Origin of the sequence: Paenibacillus sp. FSL K6-2524, from assembly GCF_038005525.1 — a bacterium.
GTDB classification, from domain to species: Bacteria; Bacillota; Bacilli; order Paenibacillales; family Paenibacillaceae; genus Fontibacillus; species Fontibacillus anaericanus.
Genome location: NZ_JBBOSP010000001.1, coordinates 5,939,194 through 5,965,585, shown reverse-complemented (window position 1 = coordinate 5,965,585; position 26,392 = coordinate 5,939,194). Strand labels below are relative to the sequence as shown.

The following is a 26,392-nucleotide window of genomic DNA, read 5'->3' as shown; positions in this document are numbered from 1 at the left end:
TTCTGGCACATTAATACAACAGTCGACATCAATAGAATTCTTCCATGAAGGCTATAGAAAGGGCTAATAAAATTGAATGAAAACGTGAAAATATGAAACTATTTGTGAAAATATTCACTTTAATAGAGCAATTGACAATTTTAGGGGTGTAAGATATATTTGTCCTGTGATAGTTCCCTTATACTGGATTAAGACAGATTAATATGATCAATATCACGAAAGTATGACTGCGCTAACGACAATTATATATTTTGGCACACTAATCGAAAGATTAGCTCGCAAAGCCTCGGAATCTAACAGTCTTTGACTCATGATCGTCCGGCTGCAATTAACATCGTTAATGCAGCCGGACTTTTTTGCGTTCCGGGGAGCTAAATCCATAAACTAAGGAGGAAGATATGAAACGGGGTTTGAAACTTGTAGTAACGTGGCTGTTTATAGTGTCAGTGTTCGCAGGATTTATACCAGGTACCCTGCCCGTAAGTTCAGCGGCAGCATCGAATGAATTAATCTGGCCCAATCCGGGAGCGGTTAATCTGACAAAGACGGCTGAACCTACAGGGACACAGGGTCAATGGAAAGTAACGTTGACAGTTGAGGGCAAGAATATTCAGAGCACTTCGGATGTTGTATTGGTTATGGACCGATCCGGAAGTATGGACGGTAGTCGGATGACCAAAGCTAAAGAGGCTGCGAAGAAATTCGTCGACAATTTGTTAATTAAAGATTCGAAGACAAGAATCGCTTTTGTGTCCTTTGGCGAGGGAGTAACAACTGAATCTGATTTTCAAGGAACAGCAGGAAAAGAGTCTCTAAAGACTAAAATTAATGGTATTTCTGCTTCGGGAGGCACCAATATTCAGGCAGGGATCAATCGTGCCCGTACGTTATTGAATGGAAGCCAAGCACAGAATAAGGTCATTGTCCTCTTAAGTGATGGAGAACCGACGTATAGTTATAAGGCGGGTAAAGCGACAGCTTATAATTGGCCAGATAACAAATTTAAATTTGCTCTTTCAGATTTTGATTACAGTAAACAACTCGGTTCAGGTGATGATTATGCGTTATCTGAGGGCTTTTTCGGAATAGGCAAGGAAACTTATAAAGTAAATGGATTTGACGTAAAAAACAATGGTATTGGCACTATCTCAGAGGCTAAGCTAGCCAAAGATGGTGGCATTGGTATTTATTCCATAGGGCTTGAAGTTGGGGACAGTGCCAATGCAAAGTATGTACTGAATAACACCCAAAATAAGGGCTATTACGAATCTAGCAGTTCTGAACTGAACAAAGTTTTTACAGAATTGTCTAGCAAGATTTCGTATGCAGCACAAAACGCAAGAGTTATCGATCCGATGGGAGCTAAGTTCGATAAGATCGATGGTCCTACGGTATCGCAAGGAACAACTTCTTGGGATAGCAAGTCAGAGACGATAACGTGGGAAATTGGTAACATTGTTGAGGGTTCCCCTGCAACAATGAGCTACATCGTTAAAATGGATAATGATGCAGATCCTAATGTGTTGTATCCGACCAATAAAGTAACGACAATGAGCTATACCGACGTCAATGGTAAATCCACATCGAAGAACTTCATAGTACCTGAAGTGAGCTTCGGTAAAGGTTCCATTACCGTCAGAGGATATAGCGTCAATGCGGACGGTCTACCAATCAATGCAGACGGAGTCGTTGTAGAGAAACCTGAGTTAGCAGAACAGCTATACAACGAACCGTTTATTGTAAATGGAAAACCAGCGCTTGATATCAACAAGGACTATGATGTAACGGCAAAAGCTGTTGATGGGTATCAGCTCAATGTTGGTACAAGTCCAACAAGTGTGCAGCTGACTACTAAGGCGCCTTCTCCAACCATCTGGTTTGGATATGTGAAAGCCCCTAAAGTCCCTTATACACTCAAAGTTGTATATAAGGCTGGCGACAACGTACTTGAACAGTCTGAGCCAATCATTATACTTCAAGGAGAAGCGGTAGATTACAGCAGTAAGGAATTTGTAGGATATCTTTTCAAGAACGTGGAGCTAAGCCCGGAAAACAGCGGCTTAACCTCGAAAGATGGGCACGTAACTGGAAAGATGCCTAATAAAGACGTAACTATCACTTTTAACTATGAAGCTATTGCTCAAACAGTAACTGTGAAGCACATGGAAAAAGGTACGACTAATGTACTCGCTCCTGCAACCACTCAAGAGGGAAAAACGGGAGAAACTATTACACTCAAAACAGTGGATATTCCCGGATACAAAGCAGATAACGAAAGCTACAGTTATACCATTACTGCTGAAGAAGGCCAAGTGAAAACTTTGTACTACACAGCTATTGCTCAAACAGTAATTGTGAAGCATGTAGATAAAGCTACAAATAATGTAATCACTACAACTACTAGAACTGGTGTAACAGGTGAATCAATTACACTTGAACCAGAGATTATCTCTGGATACACAGCAAGTAGTGAAAATGATTACAGTTACAAATTTACAGCTGATGCAGACCAAGAGAGAACTTTGTTCTACACAGCGAACACGCAAACAGTCACTGTGAAGCATGTAGATAAAGCTACAAATAATGTAATCACTACAACTACTAGAACTGGTGTAGCAGGTGAATCAATTACACTTGAACCAGAGATTATCTCTGGATACACAGCAAGTAGTGAAAATGATTACAGTTACAAATTTACAGCTGATGCAGACCAAGAGAGAACTTTGTTCTACACAGCGAACACGCAAACAGTCACTGTGAAGCATGTAGATAAAGCTACAAATAATGTAATCACTACAGGTACTAGAACTGGTGTAGCAGGTGAATCAATTACACTTGAACCAGAGATTATCTCTGGATACACAGCAAGTAGTGAAAATGATTACAGTTACAAATTTACAGCTGATGAAGACCAAGAGAGAACTTTGTTCTACACAGCGAACACGCAAACAGTCACTGTGAAGCATGTAGATAAGGCTACAAATAATGTAATCACTACAACTACTAGAACTGGTGTAGCAGGTGAATCAATTACACTTGAACCAGAGATTACCTCTGGATACACAGCAAGTAGTGAAAATGATTACAGTTATAAATTTACAGCTGATGCAGACCAAGAGAGAACCTTGCTCTACACAAAGAACGCTCCTGATCTCAAGCGCTTCGTGACTGTGAACTATATTAATCTAGTAACGAATCTACCTCTTATTGATCCTATTATTCTTGAAGGCGTTGTAGGAGATATTCTCCGCGCAGAGCCAATTACAGTAGGTGATGCGGTATACACACCGGATGAGTCTAACGTTGACTACGTAATTACGGACGAATTAAAACAGTCTACTAGTTTTTACTACATCTTGAAAAATGCCGTAGATCAACAACAGGTATTGGTGAAATATTTGGAACTTGGAACGAATGCCGAGCTTGGTAATGATATTGTATTCGGCAAACAAGGTGCAACGATCACTCATATACCACCGTCACAGATTACTGTAACTGATGCGGTGTACACTCCTGAGTCACCGACGTACTCAATTACGCTCACTGGTGAGCCAGATCAGGAATTCCTCATCTATTACAGCAAAGATGGAACTCCAGTAGATCAGTATCAACATGTGACTGTGAAGTATCATCTTCAAGGAACGAATACGCAAGTGGCGGAGCCAACAAAGGCAAGCGGCATTGTCGGAAGTACAATTTCATTAACGGCAATATCAATTCCGGGGTATACTGCTGTGAAGTCTACAGATACCTTCCAAGTTGGGGACAATGAGGGACAGGAATACATTTTCTATTACACGAAAAATGCACCTGTTGATCCGAATCCAGGAACGCCGTCAAATCCGAATACATCAACGCCAAGCACTACTACACCATTGCCACCGGCACCTCCAGTAGTTGCTCCGTTGCCTCCAGCACCACCAACGTTGGAGAAAGAGAATCATTATAATTACATTAATGGTTATCCAGACGGAACGATCAAACCGGAGAACCGGATCAGCCGTGAAGAAGTTGCAGCAATCTTCTACAGATTGATGGATGATGAGACACGCAGTAGTTACCTTAAGAACGACAGCTCCTATGGAGATGTTGAAGGTAGTCGCTGGTCGAACAAACACATCGCTACGATGGAGAACGCAGGCATCATCACTGGCTACCCGGATGGAACGTTCAAACCAGGTCGTCAAATTACAAGAGCAGAATTTGCTGCAATCGCATCAAGATTTGATCATTTGGACGAGCAAGAGAACACGTTGTTCTCTGACATTAAAGACCACTGGGCTGCAAAGTATATCGTATCTGCAGCAAACAAAGGTTGGATTAAAGGTTATCCAGATGGAACATTTAAACCAAATCAATACATTACACGTGCTGAAGCCATGGCTTTCATCAACAGTGTATTGAATCGTAAGACTAGAGTACCTGGTATTCATGAAGATGCAAAGGCATGGCCGGACAATAATATAGCTAAGTGGTATTATACGGAAGTGCTTGAAGCAACGAATCATCATGATTACAGCAGAAACGAAGATGGATCCGAGACTTGGACTGAAGTGAAATCCGATCGCGTGTATCCTTAAGAAATAACAATAAAAGCTCCTCTCTGATTAATCAGAGGGGAGCTTTTGTTATAGGGCCGCTCATTAAATTAACTATTGAAAAGCTTGTCCATAAAATCATAAGTTAAAGGCGTGCTCTTCTTCAATTCTTCACGGGTTGTATCATTGTATAGGTATAAGCTTGCTGTTTCAGCAAAATATTCTGCTGGATATACCGAGACGTAACCATCCTGGTTGTAGTTGACACTAGCTTCTTTGTTGAAGATACCCTTGAAATCCTCCGAATCACTTACTCCATTAAATACAAAGCGATCTACAGCGTGCAGAGTTTCATGTATCTCGAGATTGAACGAGTTATGGCCTTGGCCTTTCTTGCTATAACCAATACGAGCAACAACAACTTTCTCGCTGACACCGGGTACATCATCCCATGTTAATCCAGTGCCTTCCCAACCTCTTGGAGTCACACCTTTTAGGTAGCTGAGTTCAGGAACTTTAGTAATGATGTCACTGGTCAAAATAATCTTTACGCCTTTGTCAGACAAAGTCTTTAAGATCGGAGCGGGGATTTTACTAATCCGTTCAATCATAGCCTTTGCTTCTTTGGTATTATAATCACCACTCGGCAAGACAACTAATTGATCGAGTGTAGCATCAGCGGCTTGAGCTTTATATGTGGGGAACGCCCCAACTAATGTAAATACGATAAGTATAGCTAATATACGTTTTGTCCATTTCATCATAAATTCCTCCAGGAGCCTACGTTTATAGATAGAAAACGTTAAGCTTCAATATCGGTAACTGGCTAGCGTAGCGAGTGAATATCGCGGTAGCTCCTATAGTTTTGCGCCACCATCTTTCGATGGGTTTGCCTTTGTCAATACGGAATTGACATATGAAGTTGTAATATGATGATAAAGGACACAAAAAACCCTTCTTACCGAAATAAGAAGGGTTGAATAACAACGGATAACGTTGCACTTCTATATCGGTAACTGGCTGGCGTAGCGAGAAATCGCGTTAGCCCCTATAGTTTTGCGCCGCCACCTTTCGATGGGTTTGCCTTTATCAATATATTAAATTGGAAAATAAATCTAGCATATATCATCATAGTAATTCTGATAGATTAAATAGTCAAGAGAAAACTCTATTAATCTACTAATACATAGGGACAGGGGTATAGGGACAAAGAACCTGTCCGCCTTTTAATCCCAAAAGATGTTACAATACACATAGTTCAATCTATCTAGTCACCATGTAATTAGGGGAGATTGCTGATGATCACGCAATATATTCAATTTATTGTGTATACACTTACTATTGCACTCGTTATTAATTATTTGCGTTTTAAGGTTAGTGAGATCTTTAATAAATGGATGCTAATAGGAGCTATTCTTGTAATTGTAGAGATTGAGGGCTTGTTATTTGACTTCGTACATACAAATTGGATTTTGCCTGTCTTTATAGGCATCTCGGTGTTGTGCTTTCATGCATATGGAGCCGTGATCAGTGCCTGTATAGCTTGGCTTCTTTTAGTCGTCCAAACTGATGAAAGCGATTTATTTATCTTATTGATATATTTGATATTTGCAGCCGTTGTATATTTATTATCCAATTATATTAGTAAACTCCAAACACAAAGTGATGAATGGCTAAATAAATTATCTGAGAATTCTAAACAGTTAAATGTGTTTAAAGAAGTCAGCACTTCGATGCAACAGACACTTAATTTGAAGAAGTTGTTACGGACTATTTTAACGTCTGTCACCGCTGGATATGGGTTAGGTTTTAATCGAGCTATGATTCTACTGATCGATGATAGTGGGAGTAAATTGAACGGAATTATGGGCACGGGTCCCATGACTGTTGAAGAGGGTTATGCGGTATGGGATCGAATTACAAAGAACAAATATAAACTCATGGATCTGATTGAAATCAAGGAAACAGAGCAATCTGCTGATTTATTGCTTAATGAACGAGTGGAAAGGCTAGAAATATCATTGGATGAACCTAATTTCCTATACAAAACCTTGGAACGTGGAAGCCCACTTCATATTAAAGAGATTGATACTAGTGACAAAGCACTTCTGCTATTCGCCCACCAATTTAATATGAGTGAACTGGCTGTCTTCCCCTTGATTACCCAGGGAATAAAAGTTGGCGTACTTATCATTGATAATCCTGTAAATAAAAGACCTATTACGGCTAACGATATAGATAGTGTTATTCCACTGGCGAACCAAGCTGCTATAGCTATTCAACATACACATCTATATACGAAAATAGAAGATATGGCACTTAAGGATGGACTCACAGGGCTGTTTAATCAGCGAGCATTTCAGACCTTATTAGAACAACATTTGCCCGTTAGCAGGCAAGGATTGTTGTCTCTGATCCTGCTAGACATTGACTACTTCAAACACTTTAATGATACAAATGGTCATCTGCTTGGGAATCAAGTATTAATTCAGCTGGCGGATGTGATCCAGCATTCCATACAGGAGCATGATGTAGCTTTTCGATTTGGTGGAGAAGAGTTTGTGGTACTACTTCCTCATACGAATAAGGAAAACGCCGTTATGGTGGCGGAGCAAATCCGTTCTAATGTAGAAAATACGTCGTTTCCTTGTGGGGAAAAACAGCCACTAGGCTGCTTGACGATTAGTCTGGGGGTTGCATCATCTGAAGAACTGGGATCCTCTACTTCATTTGATCTTGTTGATACAGCAGACCAGGCGCTATATAAGGCCAAGGAATCCGGTAGAAATACCGTTGTTGCATCATAGTTATAGAAGGGTTGGGATATTATGACTGGATTTAGTGTTATCGTTGTTGTTTTGATTTTCGCATCGATCATTATATTGAGCAGTCGATTCTTTTATTCTATGGAACTCCAGGCTGTAACTAGAAGATTAACGAAGTCACATGGTTTTCAAATCTTGAAATTGGATTATTCCTTTGAGCAAATCGTTTACTTTGTTTCTTTGCCTACTAATATACCTACGATAAGAAATGCCAAACAAGAGGATGTAGTAATAAAACTTGATTACAGAGATCTTCTTTTTCCACGATTATTAGGAATAAAAATCTATATCAAAACAGATATGAAGCACATCATTCTTGCTTATTTGCCTATTAAAGATTTTCGGCTTCCAGCATTGGACCAAATTCTTGAACAAGGGAAGATTGACGGACAAGATTATCTGAAAATCAGTACATATAAATTAATGCATAAGACAACGTTGGAACAAATATCAGATGAGGTTTATAAACAAATTCAGGTAGGTCGGAATAGGAAGATGAAAGATGTCAAATAATAAAATTACACGAAGACCCTATCGTTATTTGGTAGACTTTGAAAATGTTTATCAGTTTATGATAAGGAATTATTCGATAGATGGTGCAACAGGAGAAAAAGCTCCTTTTTTTGAGTATGCACAAACACTTATCGATTTTGACCGTGAACATACATATCTTTATTCCATTTGGGAAGAAGCGGATGAAATCGTAGCATGCATATATACAACAAGCATCCCCACATCAAATCTAAAGCATTAGATGTAATCATTAGTGCTCCAAATGGTGACTATGCATGTTTTGCTGGTATGTGGTTAGTCGCAGCAAATAATCTTACCTACCTTGAACCGTTATGTACTATGGAAAAAAGAATAAAATGCGATAATTTGAGAATAGAGTCGCTGCGAACTCAAAATCCATCGCTGGGGCAATTGGTGTCATAAAGAGCATTTCTTTGCAATGAGGAATGCTTTTTTTGTTAGAAGGAGGATATCATATAACAATAATAATATAATATATATCATTAAATATTTATTGTAAAACGATAAAATGTATGTTAAAGTCAAATTTAAATTAACTAAGTGGGGTGCTTTTTTTGTGAAACGAGGAACAACAATCTTTTTAAAGATAGCTGTTATTATTATTGGAATTCCTGTTCTTGCTTTATGTATATTTCTGGTGCCTGAGATAGCGAATTATGCAGTAGTATTGTATCCAGATATGACCTTTTTGAAATCTCTCGTTTTTATCGGTTTGTATGTCACAGCAATACCTTTTTACTTTGCTCTGTATCAAGCTTTTAAACTTTTAAACTATATTGACAAGAATAAAGCTTTCTCGGATTTATCTGTGAAGGCTCTAAGGACTATAAAATACTGCGCAATTACAATCAGTATCTTGTATGTTGTAGACATGCCACTCTTTTATCTCATTGGGGAAAAAGACGACGCTCCGGGCGTCATAGTAATCGGATTGGTCATTATTTTTGCTTCAATGGTGATTGCAGTCTTTGCTGCTGTTCTTCAAAGGCTATTAAAAGAGGCTATTGATATAAAATCAGAAAATGATTTGACGGTCTGAGGTGAATAACATAGCGATTATAATCAATATTGACGTGATGTTGGCTAAAAGGAAAATGAGCGTAACTGAACTTTCGGAGAGGGTTGGAATAACGATGGCTAATCTTTCTATATTGAAAAATGGAAAGGCAAAAGCGATTCGATTATCCACTTTAGAGGGGATTTGTAAAGCTTTAGAATGTCAGCCTGGCGATATTTTAGAATACAGAAGTGACAAAGATACGCAAGGATAGGGGGAGGTATAACCATGGACATTAACAATCTGATTATTGATAATATGGATAACCCCCATGAGCTAGAGAGAATGTTTAGAATAGAACCCGAAGCTTTTAAAAAATCATTCTCATCCGCATGGGAACAGAACCCTGATTCGCAGGTTCTTGCCGTTTGGTTTGAAAGATTGCATTTCAAGGAGACGATAAATACAGAAAAAGCATCCTTGCTTCAGAAAGATTTTTTATTCATGGGCATTTTAGCATTGCTGGCCGGGATTAGCACCAGGATCATTATGCATTTTGTTGAACAGCAAGCAATATCCCCTATTAACCTTGTATTTGGTGTACTTCCCTTTATTGCCATTTATTTTGTATACAAGAATTCAGCCAACAAAAATATTCTTTACACCCTTGTAGCGTTATTCCTAATCTCAGGAATTTATATGAATATGCTTCCGCTAGAGAATAAAGATAGTATTATCCTGGCTTATCTACACCTACCCATTTTCTTATGGGTATTAGTAGGGATTGCATTTACAGGAAATGAATATGGTATGGGTAGGACAAGATTAGCCTATCTTAAATTTAATGGGGAATTTTGTATACTCTACGCCAGCATGGCAATTAGCGGAATGCTGCTAACAGCATTAACCATGCAGTTATTTAGTTTTGTCGGCATGGATATATCTGAATTCTATTTTGAAAATGTCGTTATATTTGGTGCTGCCGCGCTCGCTATTGTGGCTGCATACCTGGTATCAAGCAACCTTAAACTTGCTAAAAATATAGCACCCTATATAGCCAAAATTTTTAGTCCTCTTGTACTGGTAACATTGTTGGTCTATCTTATAACGGTTATTTGGGTCGGAAAAAATCCATTCTTGGACCGCAATTTTCTCCTATCCTTCAACGGAATACTCCTTAGTGTATTGGCTGTCACCATATTCTCCATTACCGAGAGTGGCAATGACGAGAAAAAGAGCATTTCTGATTATATAAATTTTGGCCTAATTGTTCTTGCACTTATCATTGACTGTGTGGCTTTATCAGCCATAGTGTTCAGGCTCTCTTCTTATGGGATTACGCCTAACAGACTTGCTGTTTTAGGCGTAAACATACTGATCTGTGCCAATCTAAGTTGGATTATGCTCTCCTACATGCGATTTCTACTTAACAAAACCGGACCTTCAACCATCCAGGATGCGGTTACTAAGTTTATGCCGGTCTACGGACTTTGGGCAGCTTTCGTTACATTTATATTTCCTTTCATCTTTTATTAGAGTTTAATAAAACAGCGACAGCCTAGGACTTTATTTCCTGCTGGGGTAATTGGCATCTTCTAACATTGACAGTAATTCACTTGTCATGTAACATTTCATTTGGTTAAACAAGTGAAAAGTAATTCGCAACATTTTTCGTATAACCTCGCAGCCAGATATGCAAGAAAAGGGCGAGGGTTTCTACAGGAAGCCTTATCTTCCTAACTACGATAATGAGGATTGAGTCATACATCCTTATTACGAAGTTAGGATTTTTTGCGTTTTTAGACAAAATCCAGGGAATATTAAAGAGGAGATTAAGGGGGAGACCATCATATGAAATACTTATTATCGGTTTTAATTGGGGCAATTAGCTATGGTGTGCTATCGACCATTGTTGTACTTGCTTACGGAGAGGGATATCAACTGGGTGAAGTGGTGGGGACACAGCTTTTGACCGGTTGTATTTTAGCTTGGTTATTGGCTTTGTATACGAAGGTACGTGAACGACGTAAGGAAAGTAATAATAAGGTGCAGTCTGCAGGCTCAAGTAAGGTATCGCCAAAGCTAGTCTGGAAACAGCGGTTGCTGCTCATGTTAGCTGGCACACCGACTGCCATTACAGGGTTGCTCTACTATCAATCCCTTCGTTATATTCCAGCTTCGCTGGCAATTATCTTATTATTCCAGTTCACGTGGATGAGTGTACTTATTCAAGCCGTAAGCAAACGCCAAAGACCTAATGGGATAATGATCTTTACCTTGGTATTATTGTTCGGAGGAACTATACTGGCAGCGGGAATTATAGAGCAAGGCGGGACGGAGTATCAAATGATTGGCATTGTGCTTGGATTACTCGCCGCTGTGAGTTATACATTGTTCATTCAAGTTAGCGGCAAAGCTGTGCCGTCAATACATCCAGCTTATCGTAGCGCTTGGATGATTACGGGGGGACTGATTCTTGTTTTTGTATTGTTCCCACCGCATTTCTTGATTAATGGTTTGTTATGGGGACAACTGTTATTATTCGGGTTCCTGTTGGGGTTATTCGGAGCTTTCATTCCGCCGGTATTGTTTGCGATTGGAGTGCCTCATATCGGAGAAAGTATGTCTGGTATATTAGGTGCCGCCGAGCTGCCGGTTGCTGTAATGCTGTCGTCACTCGTCCTACATGAGCATGTGAGTGCGCTGCAGTGGGTAGGGGTGGCCTTGGTTCTGTTCGGGATCATGTTTCCAGAGATTTATAAGTTAAAGTGGAGAAAAACGGGGCGTATAACTTCCTAGGAAGTTATAGAAGGGGGGGAGAGTCCTCCCATCCCCTTCCTTTATACATAACTGCATGAACAAACGCTATAATTTAGAAGTAATCCGAAAAGTACGGATGTTCCCGACTAATTAATTGTTCAAGTAATTGAACAGACTCGGCATCGGACTTCATCCGGCCGATTCGGGCCAGATAAGTGGGCCGTTTATAGCCCATTAACATGGTAGTTAACGTGCTAATGTCAATGGTAACGGAAGGCCGAGCGCCCCCCTCCTTCAAATATCCTTTGCCCGATTTATCTACAGTTAAAGTGAATGTCCCCTGATTCCACTCCAGCATCGGATCGTGTAAGTTAAAGATGAGCACGGATTCCTTCTCTTGAGGTTGGAATGGATACTGCTCGATGAATAAGGTGGCATCCACAATCCGGGCCATATAATAGGGAGCAATGGTTTCCTTAATATCTCCATCATCCAATATGAATGATAGAGGTTCATCTTTATAGATATCGCCTTTGACTAGGGTGATCATAGAGAAATGGGCACTAATAAAGTTCCATAATCCTGTCCTAGCCTCTTCGGTGATATAGACCATCTCTTTGATCGTAAAGATCTCCTCGGCGATCCAATACAATAAATATCCCATAGGTTGGTCGTTGTTATCATAATAGATAGCAGCGGTCATATCATCCAAATCCCACCGTAAATACTCTTCCCAAGCTAGTTCGTTACGGAGCATGGCTCCGTGATGTAACAATGCGAATTGCCCATAGATCGTCTTGATATCCTGATGCTCATTTGATACCCGTTCCACATGACCAGGTACATTTTTGAGCTTAGGTAGCTGTGTATCGGGGACTTCAAAAGAGATTTTATCAGAAATAATCTCCCAGCCTTTACGCCTATAATAAGGGATCGAGTAGGGGAAAAGGTAAGAAATCGATTGTTTGCGATCCCGCATATTACTCAGAGCGTGTAGCATAAGTTTGTTCATTAACCCTAGATTGGCGTACTCAGGATAAGTCCCGACACCAGTAAGTCCACCCATATCATAAATATGCCCGTAAATATTCACTTGAAATGGGTACACAGCAAGCTGAGAGATCAGCTTATCGCCATCAAACCACCCTAGAACATCTGCGTGCTTGAGAATCGGCAGCTTCGATTGGGCAATCTCCCTGTTCTCCCAACCAAAGGTTTGTAAATCACGATTCGTTACTTGAAATACATAACGCAATAAATTATTAAATTGTTCCCCATGCTGGGTCTCGACATGTTTCAATTTGATTCTATCATGCAATTTCCGGCGACTCACAGGTGACAACCTCCAATTATTAGAAGCAGTAAAAACAGCATATCCTTAGTCTATCCATAATTACGAACACCTATTATACAAGAAGGGGATCGCTTTTGCGATCCCCTTCTTCTGGTATCTTACTAGTTTATTGCACTGCAGTTTTAGTAGTAGCAACAATAATTCTATCTCCACGAACAAGGATTCATAATCTTTCGTTATACCGGTATATACAGTAGAAGTACTTCTTGCGAAACTAAATGCATTTAGGTTCATTAAAGAATTATTTCTACCATAAAAATTGAAAAGTACTGTTTCTTAAAATGGAAAGTTATGTTATAAATCTACTAGAATAAATATCTAGAATATGGTTTTTACACCTGAAAATATTGGGTTTTTGGTATGGATATGATTGAAAGAGAGGCGAAACAATGAGCAACTCATTAAAGAAACAGGATCAACGCATCCTTGGTGCAGATGGGCTCCGGGCGATTGCTTGTCTGGGAGTTATTTGTCATCATTTAATGCAGAAATTAGCCATGTCAGCGCAAGAAGTATGGGTTCAAAAGTTACAGTCGTTCCTGCTGATGGGCAATGTTGGCGTAAGCATTTTTTTCGTATTAAGCGGATTTTTGTTAGCGCTGCCATTCTGGCGGCAATATTTAAACGAAGGGCAATTCCCTAGTATCAAACAATACACTATGCGTAGAGCAGCACGAATTATGCCAGGGTATTATGTCGCTTTTATCGTATGCATCATTCTTACGCTTACACTAGGACTAGATCATGAATACTTTTGGATACGGACCTTAACTGGATTAACGTTCACTGCGGGATTTCATTATGTAACCTTCTTCCCCTCGGAATGGATAGGGCCTTTCTGGTCGATTAGCTTCGAAGTATTCAGTTATATTCTGATGCCGCCCTTCATGGTTGGGTTATTCTATTTCTTTAAGAAGAAACGTTCTTTTACCGTAGGTCTTCTATATTGGCTTGGAGTATTCCTCATCATTATGGGCGGTAATTATTTGATGCATCAGTTGTTCACCCCAAATGAAGATCAGCGGGGTTGGCAATTTGGGCTCATCGGGGGCGCGAAATACTGGATGCCGAATTATAATGTAGTGGGATTCTTTGGGCAGTTCACGGTGGGGATTATTGCATCAGGCTTTGTATCAAAGCTCCAAATGACAACGGGTAGGAGAGACCGTTTGCGTCAATTGGGCCTATTTGACCTACTTAGTTTAGGTAGCTTAATTATTTCGGTCCTGTTCCTTTGGAATGTTCGTAATATCCCGGAATTTGATTGGAGCCTTCAGAACCAGCCATTCTTTTTCCCCTATTTCACTGCCATGATGGGTTTATTCTTAGTGACCGCTCCCTATTCGCGTTGGGTGGGTAACTTATTAGATAATCGATTTTTCCGGTATACGGCAAAGGTTTCTTTTGGACTGTACCTATGGCACACCTTGTTCATCACACTGATCAGTATGTATTGGGCGAAGGACTATCAGTATATGAAGGTCGTACAACTAGATCGTTGGGCTATGATATCGCTTGGCGTAGTTGTGGCCTCTTTTATCGTTGCAACGGCTTCTTACTATTTCGTAGAGAAACCGATCATGGAATGGTCACGTCATCGCGAGAAACAATGGACGCAGAGGAAGCCTCAAGAGAAGACGCATCAAGCTTAACAAGCTTGACTATGGCAATGTGATATAGCTTTTCTAAACAATACAAATTTAAAGTATCTGACCTGTTCGACGTCGAACCATTGCTTGGGCCCCTGCATAATCTGTAGCATCATTTGCTACAGGTGAGAAGGGGTGAGACTCCATGATAGGAATACAGTTAACTGCAATCCATTGGGTGTATCTGGCGTTTATTGTGTTCATTATGATACTGCTGATCAGGCGGCGGGACACAACAATGATTTGCGTGGTAGGGATTTTTGCACTTGGTTTACTCGCAACAGAAACGCTTAGCGGGTCGATCTCGGGGATTTTTAATTCGTTTATTTATGCGACCAAAGAGCTCATGGGTACGATCATGATTATTTCCATTATAGTGGCGATGAGTCAGGTCTTAATTCGTACGGGAATTAATGAGACGATGGTCGCACCGCTCACTCGTTTCTTACGCACACCGGCGATGGCCTTTTGGGGAATAGGAATCATTATGATGATGACTTCCTTCTTCTTCTGGCCTTCACCAGCAGTGGCGCTGATTGGGGCTGTATTGCTGCCCGTAGCGCTCCGTGTTGGATTGCCTGCACTTGGTGCAGCAGTGGCGATGAACCTATTCGGTCATGGGATTGCCCTTTCCGGTGATTATATTATCCAAGGCGCTCCCAAATTAACAGCAGATGCGGCAGGGCTCCCGGTGACTAGCGTTATGACAGCCAGTATCCCGCTTGTTATCGTAATGGGGTTGGTGACCACGGTTACGGCATTCTGGATGATGCGCAGAGATATGAAGAATGGGACTTGGAGAGATGGATTGGTAGCCATCAGAAATCGGGGTGATGCATTAACCTCAGGTACTGAGGATGGGGAAGGCCGTTTAGTTATGGCTCCTCGGGTTAAAAAATGGCTGGCGATTGTGATCCCAATTTTGTTCGCGGCTGACGTTGTAGCTATGTTCTTGCTCAACTTACAGGGCGGAGATGCAACTGCGTTGGTTGGTGGAACAGCAGTGTTAATTTTGATTGCGGTTACATTAATGGCGCATCGTAATCAAGGCTTGGAGAAGATCACCTCATATCTGATCGATGGATTTGTCTTTGGCTTCAAAGTATTTGGTCCTGTCATTCCGATTGCGGCCTTCTTCTATCTCGGAGATGCAGCATTCACAGATCTGTTCGGTAAAGTTCTTCCCGAAGCTTCGCATGGAATTGTGAATGACCTGGGGGTAGCTCTTGCAGGCAATGTCCCGCTTAATGGCGCTGTGGGTGCCGTGACTTCAACTGTCACTGGGGCTATCACCGGTCTTGACGGTTCAGGCTTCTCCGGCATCTCCTTAGCTGGGTCAATTGCGCAATTATTCGCCGCTGCTACACATTCCAGCGCTGCGACCTTGACGGCTCTCGGTCAGGTATCCGCCATTTGGGTCGGCGGGGGTACGCTGATTCCATGGGCGCTAATTCCAGCAGCCGCTATCTGCGGAGTAAGCCCGTTCGAGCTAGCAAGACGCAATTTGAAGCCGGTACTGATCGGTCTTACTGTAACGACGATTGTCGCTATGTTTCTGGTATAAGGTTTGGCCTGGACTTGCATAAAGAATTAAGAGGCTGCCATCTCTGGCAGCCTCTTTGCTCATGATATATATTATTTAGCGATTTCTTTCGTTGCTGCTATCTCATACGTAATTAATTCACTACCCAGGATGGGTGATTCTTTGGGAGGTTCTGTTGAACTTGGTTCCGGGCGTTTGTGAGCAGCAGCGAACGCATCACTATTTCTCCAATAGGTAAAGTCCTCCTGCGTTTCCCAGTACGTATTTACGCTTAATTCATCATAGTCGGATAGGTTCTGTGTGAGTAGTACTTCTACCTTTACGATACCCTTAGAAGAGTCCAATGGCCCTGGTGCAGTAAATCTTGGAGCCATAGCTGCACCCATTCCCTTTTTAACTTTAATTCTGTTGGTTACGATGATCATTGTACATAGCTCCTTCTGTTCTCGTATTTGATTACATTCAACCTTATGGATGACTATGAGAGTTCATCTTAATTTTAATGTATTTATAATCAAAAGCAAATGATGGCGCTTTATATTAGGAAAAGTGTTACTATGGCAGCATATAACAAGACATAATGGAGGTATTAGCATGCATACTAAACATAGTTTGATAGAGCAACTCAAACATGCTGAGATAGACAAGAGGGGAACCCTACTCATGCATTCGTCTCTCAAAAGTATTGGGGAGGTCGAGGGAGGAGCGGATACCGTACTGGATGCCTTAACAGAATATATGCAAGACGGATTACTTGTTCTACCTACACATACTTGGTCTTTTATCAACGCTGATAATCCTAAATTTTATGTAGAGACTTCACCTTCATGCATAGGCATTTTGCCTGAACTATTCCGGAAGCGCTCGGGAGTTGTACGTTCTTATCATCCAACTCACTCCGTGGCAGCCTTGGGTCAGGATGCGGAATCGTTCGTAGAAGGAAATGAACGCCTCGATACTCCATGTCACCGGGAATCACCTTGGGGCAAGCTCCTTGATCGTCAAGCAACTATTATATTGGTAGGAGTAGATTTGCGAAGAAATACATTCATTCATGGTATTGAGGAGTGGCTGGACATTCCAGGGAGATTAACCGACAGCCATGAGGAATTATACACGGTGCTCAGCGATGGAACAGAAATACCGGTGCCATCTAGAAGACATCACGGTTTATCTTGGTCGGAGCATTTTTGGAAAGTCGAGACATTGCTTGAGGAGCAAGGGGCGATATATAGAAGTCAGCTGGGTGATGCAAATGTATGGGTATGTGACACAGTAAAGTTGACGGATATCCTTACCGAAATGCTGCGGAACAATCCTGATCTATTTTCAGATAATGAACCCCTAGCTTAAATTTAAGAGATTCATATATAAGCTGATTGCCATGGCTCGGTAGAGACAGGGTGATTGGCTTTTTTTGTTAGTTGTACATGGGAATTCATCAGATAAAGGCGTTTATTGCAATATTTTATAAAAATAGGACCTAATACCCGCTAAAAAATGGTTATGTAGTGTTAATATGTACACCATACAGTATAATTTTACCAATTACTTGTAATTATAGGAGTGGTCATTTTAAAAAGGTTGGTGTATGGCGAAAGCTAAAGAACAATTAGAAAGCGCTTTCTATCCTTGTGGAAGGAGAATTACAATGCGGAATAAAATCATAATCATTGATGATGATGCTAACACTCGCAAGCTTTTGGTTCAATACTTGTCTAAGCACGGATTTGAAGCTTTTAGCTACCCTTACAGCAATCAAGCCTCCATCGCCTATATTCACTCTCATGATCCGGATCTCATTATTCTTGATGTATCCATGCCAAGCGTGGACGGTTTGATTGTATGTATGGAGTTGCGTAAATTTAGCGACAAACCTGTACTTTTTACAAGTCAGCATAGTGAAGTTAATCTCAGAATTGACGCTTTAAATCAAGGTGGGGATGAATATGTTTTGAAACCATTCAACTTTGATGTCCTACTCGCTCGAATTAAAGCCCACATCCGCAGATATAAACGAGCCTTCCCCGTAAATCAACGTCATTTGTTGCTCTATCCGGGTCTGGAAATTGACCCCTCCGCACGCTCTGTTAAGTCATATGGCAAAGAAGTTGTCCTATCTACCAAGGAGTTTCGACTTCTTGTCACCCTAGCTAAGAATCCGAATCGAATTTTTCACACGGAAACCCTATACGAACTTATATGGAGGGATATGAAGGAAGGGGATATAAGGACCGTCATGGTTCACATCTATAACTTGCGGCAAAAAATCGAGAAAAAACCAAAGGAACCACTTTATATTCATACTATTCGTGGGGCTGGATATAAATTTAACGGGTCCGTATCCCTATCCGATGATCATATCGACAACCAACTCTAAATAAGGTTCGAAAGCAAGACTATGATTCTACAAAAAAATGCATTACTTTAACCAAACTTTAACAAAGGTTGATAATATTGACTAAAGTGCAAACGTTTCCATTAGCAAAAGGGTGTATTTTGTATTGGGTAATGCACTTGTTTATATCAACTAGCTATAAGGGGGATAAGGTAATGGTAAAGAAGAGGTACAAATTTCTTGTAAGCATGATGTTGCTCTTTTCGATGTTATGGGGGATTGCTGTTTCACCTGCGGTTCCATTAGTAACGGCAACAGAAGCAGTGGTGATGGATTCCGCAATTGAAGTCGAAGTTTTACCCGCAATAGAGGTTGCGGAAGCTCCTGCAACATTAGCGGCAGCGGATAGCACACCAGTTAATGGTACAATTATGCAGTTCTTCGAATGGAATTCAGCTAAGGACGGCGGACACTGGAATGAGCTAGCCGCTCAAGCAAAAAATTTAAGCGATGTGGGGATCACGGCGATATGGATACCTCCTGCTTATAAAGGCCATGTTGGGATTGATGACGTTGGTTATGGTGTCTATGATTTTTATGATCTGGGTGAATTTAATCAAAAGGGGACTGTACGGACGAAGTACGGTACAAAGGCGGAGTTGAAGACAGCAGTTAATGCACTCCACAGCAATAACGTGCAGGTGTATGCTGATATTGTGGTCAACCATATGATGGGCGCTGACCAGACCGAGAATATTAAAGTAACACAAGTAGAAGGTAATAATCGCAATAATACGATTAGTGAGTTTAATACAAACGTTTCGACTAAATATAACTTTAGTGGGCGTAACAATACTTATTCCGGGTTTAAATGGGATTGGACGCATTTTGATGGTTCGGATGACTACGGTAAGATCTACCGTTATCCAGGCAAAAGCTGGGACTGGGAAGTAAGTAGTGAGAATGGAAATTACGATTACTTGATGGGTACTGACCTTGATTACGATAATCAGTATGTTGCTGATGAAATCAAAAAATGGGGCGTATGGTATGTCAACGAGATTGGTTTAGATGGCTACAGACTTGATGCTGTTAAGCATATTAAATATAGCTTCATGCAGGAATTTTTAGAAAATGCTCGTGCGAAAACAGGGAAAGAGCTGTTCTCTGTAGGTGAATTTATCGGTAGTGTAAATGACCTTCAATACTACCTGAGTAAAGTCAGCCAAAGCATGTCTTTGTTTGATTTTCCGATGCGAAACAATTTTGCACAGGCTTCTAGTTCTAACGGGAACTTCGATCTGCGCAATCTTTCTAGTGGTACGTTGACAGCGGTAAATTCTACTAAATCTGTAACTTTCGTAGAGAACCATGATACGCAGCCTGACCGTGGAACAGATGCTCACGGGGCACCCGTTCTTGATTGGTTCAAACCACTTGCTTATGCGTATACACTGACACGTGAAGCAGGGTATCCTACTGTATTCTATGGCGATTACTATGGAACTAGAAGTAGCAGTACAGCGGCTCCTGGGACTGGGAAAATTAAATCCCTCAAAAGCAAGATTGATCCTCTTCTCATAGCACGTAAGGATTACGCTTACGGCAAACAGAACGATTATCTCGATAACACTGATTTGATCGGTTGGACTCGTGAAGGGTTGGCGTCTAAACCTAATTCTGGTTTGGCTACAGTGATGTCTGACCGTACCGGCGGATCGAAAACAATGTATGTCGGGACAAGCCATGCTGGTGAACAATGGAAGGACATCACAGGCAACTTCACTGATAAGGTGACTATTGGTTCCAACGGTAATGGAACATTTAAGGTTAAAGATGGTTCAGTATCGGTATGGGTACGCGATGCAGTAACAGTAGATCAAGTTCCTACTGTACCAACGAATGTACAAGGCACCGCCGTAGGGACTACATCTATTAACTTGACTTGGAATGCTTCTACTGATGATAAAGGCGTGGTGAAATATGAGATTTATCGTGATGGCGTTCTCATAGGGGAAACCACGACTACCTCGTATACGGATACAACAGTGTCAGCTAATAAGACATATTCGTATACAATCAAAGCTGTGGATACAATTGGACAGAAGTCTGCAGCCACTACTGCAATTTCAGTCACAACAGGCAGTGGGACGCAGGATCAAATCCCTACTGCGCCAGCGAATGTACAAGGAACTGCAGTAGGCACTTCATCTGTTAGTCTGACATGGAGTCCATCCACAGATGACAAAGGTGTGGTGAAATATGAAATTTATCGTGACAGTACACTTAGAGGGGAGTCAGTCAGCACATCCTATGCGGATTCAAACATTGCGAATGACAAAACGTATATCTATACAGTTAGGGCTGTCGATACTATTGGACAGAGATCATCGTTTAGCTCTCCGGTTAGCGTCAAAATCGGCAACGGCGGGCAGCAAGAGGTAGTAAGCTCTTTCAGTTGGGATAATGTCAATATGTACTTTGTCATGACAGACCGTTTCAACAACGGTAACACAAGTAATGACGGTGCATATGGACGACCAAAGACGGATGCTTGGGGCTCCAATGTTGGTACATTCCACGGTGGGGACATCAAAGGTCTGACGAAAAAATTAGAAGAAGGCTATTTTACTGACTTGGGTACGAACGCGATCTGGCTCACAGCTCCGTGGGAACAAATGCACGGTTGGGTGGGAGGTAAAGATGGCGACTTTGCCCATTACGGCTATCATGGATACTATGGACTTGATTTCACTGAAATGGATAAGAGCATAGGAACTATTGACGAAATGCGTGAGTTTGTTGATCTCGCACACACCAAGGGTATTCGTGTTGTATTTGATGTTGTTATGAACCATGTCGCTTATCCGAATCTCGTAGACATGGCAGAATACGGATATGGTGATCGTGGAGGACTAGCAGGCAACTGGACTCCGAATAAGGATCAGGGCCAGACTTGGCACACGCACAACAATATTATGAATACGACGAATACGAGCGCATGGGCAACATGGTGGGGCAGTAGTTGGATTCGCGCTAGTAACATTTCTGGTTACGACCAAGGTGGCGGCGATGAGCTTACATCATTAGTAGGTTTCTTACCAGATATTAAGACGGAGTCTACCAGTGGTACTTCTTTACCTCCTGTCTTAAAAACGAAATTTGGCAAAGAAACTAGTGGTTATGATAATTGGATTGTTCCGGCTGCTAAACAATACCGCAAAGACCTAAATATTGCACCTAAGGATTACATGATTAAATGGTTGTCCTCTTGGGTTGAAGAATTCGGAATCGACGGTTTCCGGATTGATACGGCTAAACACGTACAAGCTGATAGATGGAAAGATCTTAAGACGAGTGCAAACAGCGCCCTTACAAAGTGGAGACAGAGCAACCCTACCAAACCAGGAGCGAATTGGACAGACAGCTTCTGGATGACGGGGGAAGTATTTGATCAAGGACTCGGTCGGGATACCAGGTATTTTGACACTGGCGGGTTTGACTCTTTAATCAACTTCTCATTCAAGGGCTCAAATATGAACGATCTAGAAGGTACGTTCTCTCGTTATGCAAGCGAGTTTAATAACGATCTACCTAATTACAACATGCTCAGTTACATCTCATCACATGATAAAGGGTTGTACAGTCGTGACAACCTGATTCAAGCTGGTACAGCACTATTGTTACTTCCAGGTGGAGTCCAAACCTTCTATGGCGATGAGTCTGGAAGACCATTTGGAGCTACGGGTTCTGACCCTGACCAAGGCGCGCGTTCAGATATGAATTGGAACAATATGAACCAGACTATTCTGTCTCACTGGCAAAAAATTGGACAGTTCAGAAATAACCACATCGCTGTTGGTGCAGGAACTCACAAGAAAATCGCGGACAGCCCGTATACTTTCTCCCGCACCTATGAGCAAGGAGACATACTTGATAAGGTTGTTGTTGCTACGGGTACCTCGGGTACTGTAGATATTAACGTATCTAGTATGTTCCCTGATGGTACTACCGTACGAGATGCTTACACGAAGAGCGAAGTTGTTGTAAGTAATGGTAAAGCCAAGTTTACGGCCGGAGCTAATGGAGTTATTCTGATTGAGAATGTGGGCGCTAACAAGAAGTTCCCGGTTCTAACGGCTTCTCCAGCGGGCGGTAAATTCAAAACAGCAACAACGACGATCACTCTTTCGGTGAAAAATGCGGATAGTGGTAAATATACGCTAGACGGCAGTGATCCGATTAATGGTATTGCATTTACAAACGGAACAACGATTACCATTGGCGCAGATATGGCCATAGATGATACGAAAACATTAAAATTATATGGTACAAATGAGAACGGTGAGGGGACAGCATCGTACACCTTTACGAAGGGTGACCCTAATGCGAAGCTGCAAATTTTCTTCAAGAAACCGGCTGCTTGGGGAACTCCAAGCCTATACTTCTATGACACAGCTCCGAAGGACAACGATCCAACATGGGCCACAGCACCGGCAATGCAGAGTGATGGTGGCGATTGGTATGTGTACACCTTCGCAACAGCTGAGAAAGCAACATTTATCTTTAAGGACAGTACAGGTAAGCAGATGCCGGCACAGAACCAACCTGGTTTTACAAGAGCAGCAACTGGCTGGTATGACGGAAGTGTATGGCATGATACGGATCCACGTGTCCTCACGAAACCAACGACTCCGTCGAACGTGACTGCATCGGTAAAAACCGACAAAACGGTAACATTGACATGGACAGCATCCACGGACGTTACTGGAATCACGGGATATGATGTATACCGTAACAATGTTAAGGTAGGATCGCCTACAACAACGACTTATAAGGATACGGGGTTGACTGCTGAAACGACGTATACCTATAAGGTTATTGCCAGAAGCCAATCTGGCGGTACTTCTGATCCGAGTGGTGATTTGACGGTAACAACTGAAAAGACAGGACCTATTCCAGACAATGTTGTGACTATCTATTATAAAAAGGGATATGCGACACCTTACATTCACTATCGCATTGAGGGTGGTACTTGGACTGCGGTTCCGGGCGTGAAGATGGAAGAGTCAGCAATTCCTGGTTATGCGGTATACACCATAGATCTTGGAACCTCTACAGCAACACGAGTTGAAGCAGCATTCAACAATGGTAGCGGACAATGGGACAGCAACAACCAGAAGAACTACTTCTTCAACAAAGGGGACAATATTTATAGCGCAGGTACGGTAACTGCTGGCAAACCAGCAATACCTGGGCCAGGCAATAAAGTGACGGTTTATTACAAAGAGGGTTGGAGCAACGTGAATATCCACTATCGTGCAGAGGGTGGCACTTGGACGGCAGTTCCTGGTGTAACCATGGCCAATGATCCAATAAACCCTGGCTACAAGAAAATAACGATTGATATTGGGACGGCAACCAGACTTGAAGCATGCTTCAACAATGGAAGTAATGTTTGGGACAGTAATAGTCAGAAGAACTATTTCTTTAATGTGGGAGATAATATTTACATTCCGGGTATCAACGGTGTTGTAGGACAAGTGAAAATCGGTGAGAAACCAGAAGGCACGGACAAGATAGCTCCTTCGGTTCCTGCAAATTTAGCAGGCAATCTCAGCGTAGGTTCTCCTAAAACTATTACCCTGACTTGGAGCGCCTCTACAGACAATATTGATGTTGTGGGATACCAAATAATCCGAAAGGTAGGTACAAATTCAGAGACGATTGACCTTGATGGTACAACCTTTATCGATAGCACAGTAACGGAAGGTACGACTTACAAGTACCAGGTTCGCGCTCGTGATGAAGCAAACAACTTCTCTGGATATAGTAATGAAGTAACGGTTGTAGTGCCAGGAGGTGGTGATACAATCGCACCATCCCAACCGACTAACGTAACAGGTACAGCGACAACTTCCTCTGTTACGATTCAATGGATGCCTTCAATGGATAACGTTGGAGTTGTAAGTTATGACATCTTCAATGGTAGCTTGTTAGCCGGAAGCGTGGCAGGTACAGCAACAAGTTATACGATTACAGGCTTATCGCCAAACACGGTCTACAGTTTTACCGTGAAAGCGGAGGATGCGGCGGGCAATAAGTCCGATCCAAGCCTAGCTTTTAACGTGACAACATTAGAGAATGTCTTTAGTGGTAACTTGCTTCTTAACCCAGGTTTTGAAGCCTATACAGGAAGTAACGGCGTGGCGGACAATTGGGTCGATGCAACTTCGGATGGAGTAACCGCTAGTTTTGAATTGGTGACAACACCAGTAACTTCTGGAAGCCAAGCACAACAACTAACGGGCACTAACTTGTCCATCGGTAGTGCGGCTATGGTGTATCAGCTTATTCCAGTTGAAGCGAACACATCATATACCGCAAGCGGTCAATTTAAAATAAACAGCCTGACCGATGCCATTATTCAGTTTTATATCGATTTCTATGATGCAAGCAACGCATTCGTTGGATACGCGGTGCTGAATCATAGTGAGGTTTCTGACAGCTATAGTCCACTACAGTTGAGTGGTATTACGCCAGATACTGCAGTCAGTGCCAAAGTGTATGTTATCCTTCGTGGATCTGGGGAAAACGGTTCGGGTAGCTTTATAGTGGATGACATGAAGTTTAGTACAGACAATCCAGGAGATACACAACCGCCGAGCATACCAGCGGATCTTGTATCGAATGATGTAACCGACACCACAGTGAGCTTATCTTGGGCAGCTTCAGAGGATAATACAGGTGTGGAAGGTTATGTGATCTATCGAGATGGAGTTCAGGTAGGCACTTCGACCATAACAAGCTTCATAGATATAGGCTTAAATGAAACAACTCCTTATAGCTATACCGTTAAAGCTTATGATATTGCTGGTAATTTCTCTTCTGAGAGTAATGAAATTACCGTTGTTACGTTACAAACGCCGATCTTCATTCCTGGAGGGGATAAACCGTATTCTACGAACCCGACACTTGGCAAGCGCGTAGCTACTCCAATTATGATTGATGGCGTTAATAACGGTGAATGGACAGATGACATGTTGATTGCTATCGACATGGCTGGTGATGACCCACGTACACTTGGCAGTAATTGGTCTCTGCATGAATCACCAATGGATCTCAGCCATCTATGGGCGGCATGGGATAATGAGTATCTGTATCTCGCATGGCAATACGTAGACGTAACAGACATTGTAGATCCAGCTAATGCGGGTTCTGCAGGCGGTACACCAATACGTTCTATGGATATGCCACAAACGATTGCATTCGATACAATTTCTGGTGCTGGCGCAAGTAATGATATGTGGAAGAAGAATGCTAATCAGCCGCTATGGGGGGGAGCCAACCTTCCAGATTACCAATTCAATATTGCTTCGAATATGTTCCATACCGGGTACATTTCCAAGGCCATTAACGGTGTATTCCCTGTTGATGATGGCAGTGTAAACTATAAGACAGGTGCAGCTGCAGGTATTACTGTTAAATTTGCCAAAGGTAAAGGTTACACAACTCTATGGGGTGTGAAGGATGCTGATGATGTTAACGATCCTAGCAAACTTGTAGAATACATGATGCTGGGTCACGATGCAAATCGCGATACATTCTATGAAGCTAAAATTCCACTGAGCGCACTGGGTAACCCGGATATTGAGCATGTAGGGATCGGTGTAATGCTGCACCAAGGTGAGTTCTCACCAATGGATACCCTTCCTAATGATCCTTCGACTTCCGACACGTCAGGGGTAAGCGAATCTAACTCTCCTTTAGAGTGGGCCGATATCGACTTGCTTACTGTCCCTTTCGCTCGCATCGGTAGATAACTGCATCGAATAGGCTAGCCAATTACTGGCT

At 41.9% G+C, this 26,392-nt stretch carries 16 protein-coding genes and 4 riboswitches; of the genes, 13 read left to right on the top strand and 3 right to left on the bottom strand.

All coding sequences use genetic code 11. From position 1 onward, the window contains the following. The first annotated feature begins 243 nt into the window (after positions 1-243). Positions 244-330, top strand: a riboswitch (cyclic di-GMP riboswitch). A gap of 68 nt (positions 331-398) precedes the next feature. Then, the gene (locus NST85_RS27725) at positions 399-4,580 is read left to right on the top strand and encodes a MucBP domain-containing protein (protein ID WP_341190940.1); all 4,182 of its coding nucleotides are present in this window, start codon (positions 399-401) and stop codon (positions 4,578-4,580) included. A 68-nt stretch (positions 4,581-4,648) separates the two neighbouring features. Here NST85_RS27725 and NST85_RS27720 read toward each other — a convergent pair whose 3' ends face one another. Continuing rightward, positions 4,649-5,302, bottom strand: a complete 654-nt coding sequence (locus tag NST85_RS27720) for an anthrax toxin lethal factor-related metalloendopeptidase (RefSeq protein ID WP_341190939.1) — start codon at positions 5,300-5,302, stop codon at positions 4,649-4,651. 50 nt (positions 5,303-5,352) lie between these two features. Continuing rightward, a riboswitch (cyclic di-GMP riboswitch) is annotated at positions 5,353-5,442 on the bottom strand. A 104-nt stretch (positions 5,443-5,546) separates the two neighbouring features. Further along, positions 5,547-5,633, bottom strand: a riboswitch (cyclic di-GMP riboswitch). Positions 5,634-5,836: 203 nt separating this feature from the next. On the opposite strand from NST85_RS27720, the gene NST85_RS27715 reads away from it, so the two are divergent. From NST85_RS27715 to NST85_RS27685, 7 genes are all read left to right on the top strand, one after another. Further along, complete coding sequence (locus NST85_RS27715) at positions 5,837-7,345, top strand: GGDEF domain-containing protein (protein ID WP_341190938.1); 1,509 nt, start codon at positions 5,837-5,839, stop codon at positions 7,343-7,345. Positions 7,346-7,366: 21 nt separating this feature from the next. Continuing rightward, entirely contained in the window at positions 7,367-7,876 is a 510-nt protein-coding gene (locus NST85_RS27710; protein ID WP_127191670.1) for a hypothetical protein, read from the top strand. After that, positions 7,866-8,117, top strand: coding sequence for a hypothetical protein (locus NST85_RS27705; protein WP_341190937.1), 252 nt, complete (start codon positions 7,866-7,868; stop codon positions 8,115-8,117). The genes NST85_RS27710 and NST85_RS27705 overlap by 11 nt, the downstream gene beginning before the upstream one ends. 336 nt (positions 8,118-8,453) lie before the next feature. Further along, positions 8,454-8,936, top strand: coding sequence for a DUF2975 domain-containing protein (locus tag NST85_RS27700; protein WP_127191672.1), 483 nt, complete (start codon positions 8,454-8,456; stop codon positions 8,934-8,936). A gap of 10 nt (positions 8,937-8,946) precedes the next feature. After that, a complete protein-coding gene (locus NST85_RS27695; protein WP_087433474.1) occupies positions 8,947-9,168 on the top strand; it encodes a helix-turn-helix domain-containing protein in 222 nt (73 codons plus the stop codon). A gap of 14 nt (positions 9,169-9,182) precedes the next feature. Beyond that, positions 9,183-10,430, top strand: a complete 1,248-nt coding sequence (locus tag NST85_RS27690) for a DUF4153 domain-containing protein (protein WP_341190936.1) — start codon at positions 9,183-9,185, stop codon at positions 10,428-10,430. 115 nt (positions 10,431-10,545) lie between these two features. Continuing rightward, a riboswitch (purine riboswitch) is annotated at positions 10,546-10,657 on the top strand. An 88-nt stretch (positions 10,658-10,745) separates the two neighbouring features. Next, positions 10,746-11,693, top strand: coding sequence for an EamA family transporter (locus tag NST85_RS27685; RefSeq protein WP_127191674.1), 948 nt, complete (start codon positions 10,746-10,748; stop codon positions 11,691-11,693). 73 nt (positions 11,694-11,766) lie between these two features. Here the strand turns inward: NST85_RS27685 and NST85_RS27680 are convergent, their stop codons facing one another. Then, positions 11,767-12,987 carry a GNAT family N-acetyltransferase gene (locus NST85_RS27680; RefSeq protein ID WP_127191675.1) on the bottom strand — a complete coding sequence of 407 codons (1,221 nt, stop codon included), beginning with the start codon at positions 12,985-12,987 and terminating at the stop codon, positions 11,767-11,769. A 410-nt stretch (positions 12,988-13,397) separates the two neighbouring features. Here NST85_RS27680 and NST85_RS27675 point away from each other — a divergent pair, with 410 nt between their 5' ends. Beyond that, positions 13,398-14,660, top strand: a complete 1,263-nt coding sequence (locus tag NST85_RS27675) for an acyltransferase family protein (protein WP_127191676.1) — start codon at positions 13,398-13,400, stop codon at positions 14,658-14,660. A 145-nt stretch (positions 14,661-14,805) separates the two neighbouring features. Further along, entirely contained in the window at positions 14,806-16,221 is a 1,416-nt protein-coding gene (locus NST85_RS27670) for a hypothetical protein (RefSeq protein ID WP_127191706.1), read from the top strand. A 71-nt stretch (positions 16,222-16,292) separates the two neighbouring features. Here NST85_RS27670 and NST85_RS27665 read toward each other — a convergent pair whose 3' ends face one another. Beyond that, positions 16,293-16,625, bottom strand: coding sequence for a heme oxygenase (locus NST85_RS27665; RefSeq protein ID WP_127191677.1), 333 nt, complete (start codon positions 16,623-16,625; stop codon positions 16,293-16,295). Between the two features lie 169 nt (positions 16,626-16,794). On the opposite strand from NST85_RS27665, the gene NST85_RS27660 reads away from it, so the two are divergent. From NST85_RS27660 to NST85_RS27650, 3 genes are all read left to right on the top strand, one after another. Continuing rightward, a complete protein-coding gene (locus NST85_RS27660; protein ID WP_127191678.1) occupies positions 16,795-17,553 on the top strand; it encodes an AAC(3) family N-acetyltransferase in 759 nt (252 codons plus the stop codon). A gap of 298 nt (positions 17,554-17,851) precedes the next feature. Then, positions 17,852-18,580 (top strand): response regulator transcription factor, encoded by a 729-nt coding sequence (locus tag NST85_RS27655; RefSeq protein WP_127191679.1) that lies wholly within the window; start codon positions 17,852-17,854, stop codon positions 18,578-18,580. 173 nt (positions 18,581-18,753) lie between these two features. Next, the gene (locus tag NST85_RS27650) at positions 18,754-26,361 is read left to right on the top strand and encodes an alpha-amylase (protein WP_341190935.1); all 7,608 of its coding nucleotides are present in this window, start codon (positions 18,754-18,756) and stop codon (positions 26,359-26,361) included. Positions 26,362-26,392: the final 31 nt, after the last annotated feature.

What these genes read in the sequence shown, in the direction of transcription:
- NST85_RS27725 (WP_341190940.1), top strand. Translation starts at nt 399, where the DNA reads ATGAAACGGGGTTTGAAACTTGTAGTAACGTGGCTGTTTATAGTGTCA.
- NST85_RS27720 (WP_341190939.1), bottom strand. Translation starts at nt 5,302, where the DNA reads ATGATGAAATGGACAAAACGTATATTAGCTATACTTATCGTATTTACA.
- NST85_RS27715 (WP_341190938.1), top strand. Translation starts at nt 5,837, where the DNA reads ATGATCACGCAATATATTCAATTTATTGTGTATACACTTACTATTGCA.
- NST85_RS27710 (WP_127191670.1), top strand. Translation starts at nt 7,367, where the DNA reads ATGACTGGATTTAGTGTTATCGTTGTTGTTTTGATTTTCGCATCGATC.
- NST85_RS27705 (WP_341190937.1), top strand. Translation starts at nt 7,866, where the DNA reads ATGTCAAATAATAAAATTACACGAAGACCCTATCGTTATTTGGTAGAC.
- NST85_RS27690 (WP_341190936.1), top strand. Translation starts at nt 9,183, where the DNA reads ATGGACATTAACAATCTGATTATTGATAATATGGATAACCCCCATGAG.
- NST85_RS27685 (WP_127191674.1), top strand. Translation starts at nt 10,746, where the DNA reads ATGAAATACTTATTATCGGTTTTAATTGGGGCAATTAGCTATGGTGTG.
- NST85_RS27675 (WP_127191676.1), top strand. Translation starts at nt 13,398, where the DNA reads ATGAGCAACTCATTAAAGAAACAGGATCAACGCATCCTTGGTGCAGAT.
- NST85_RS27665 (WP_127191677.1), bottom strand. Translation starts at nt 16,625, where the DNA reads ATGATCATCGTAACCAACAGAATTAAAGTTAAAAAGGGAATGGGTGCA.
- NST85_RS27660 (WP_127191678.1), top strand. Translation starts at nt 16,795, where the DNA reads ATGCATACTAAACATAGTTTGATAGAGCAACTCAAACATGCTGAGATA.
- NST85_RS27655 (WP_127191679.1), top strand. Translation starts at nt 17,852, where the DNA reads ATGCGGAATAAAATCATAATCATTGATGATGATGCTAACACTCGCAAG.
- NST85_RS27650 (WP_341190935.1), top strand. Translation starts at nt 18,754, where the DNA reads ATGGTAAAGAAGAGGTACAAATTTCTTGTAAGCATGATGTTGCTCTTT.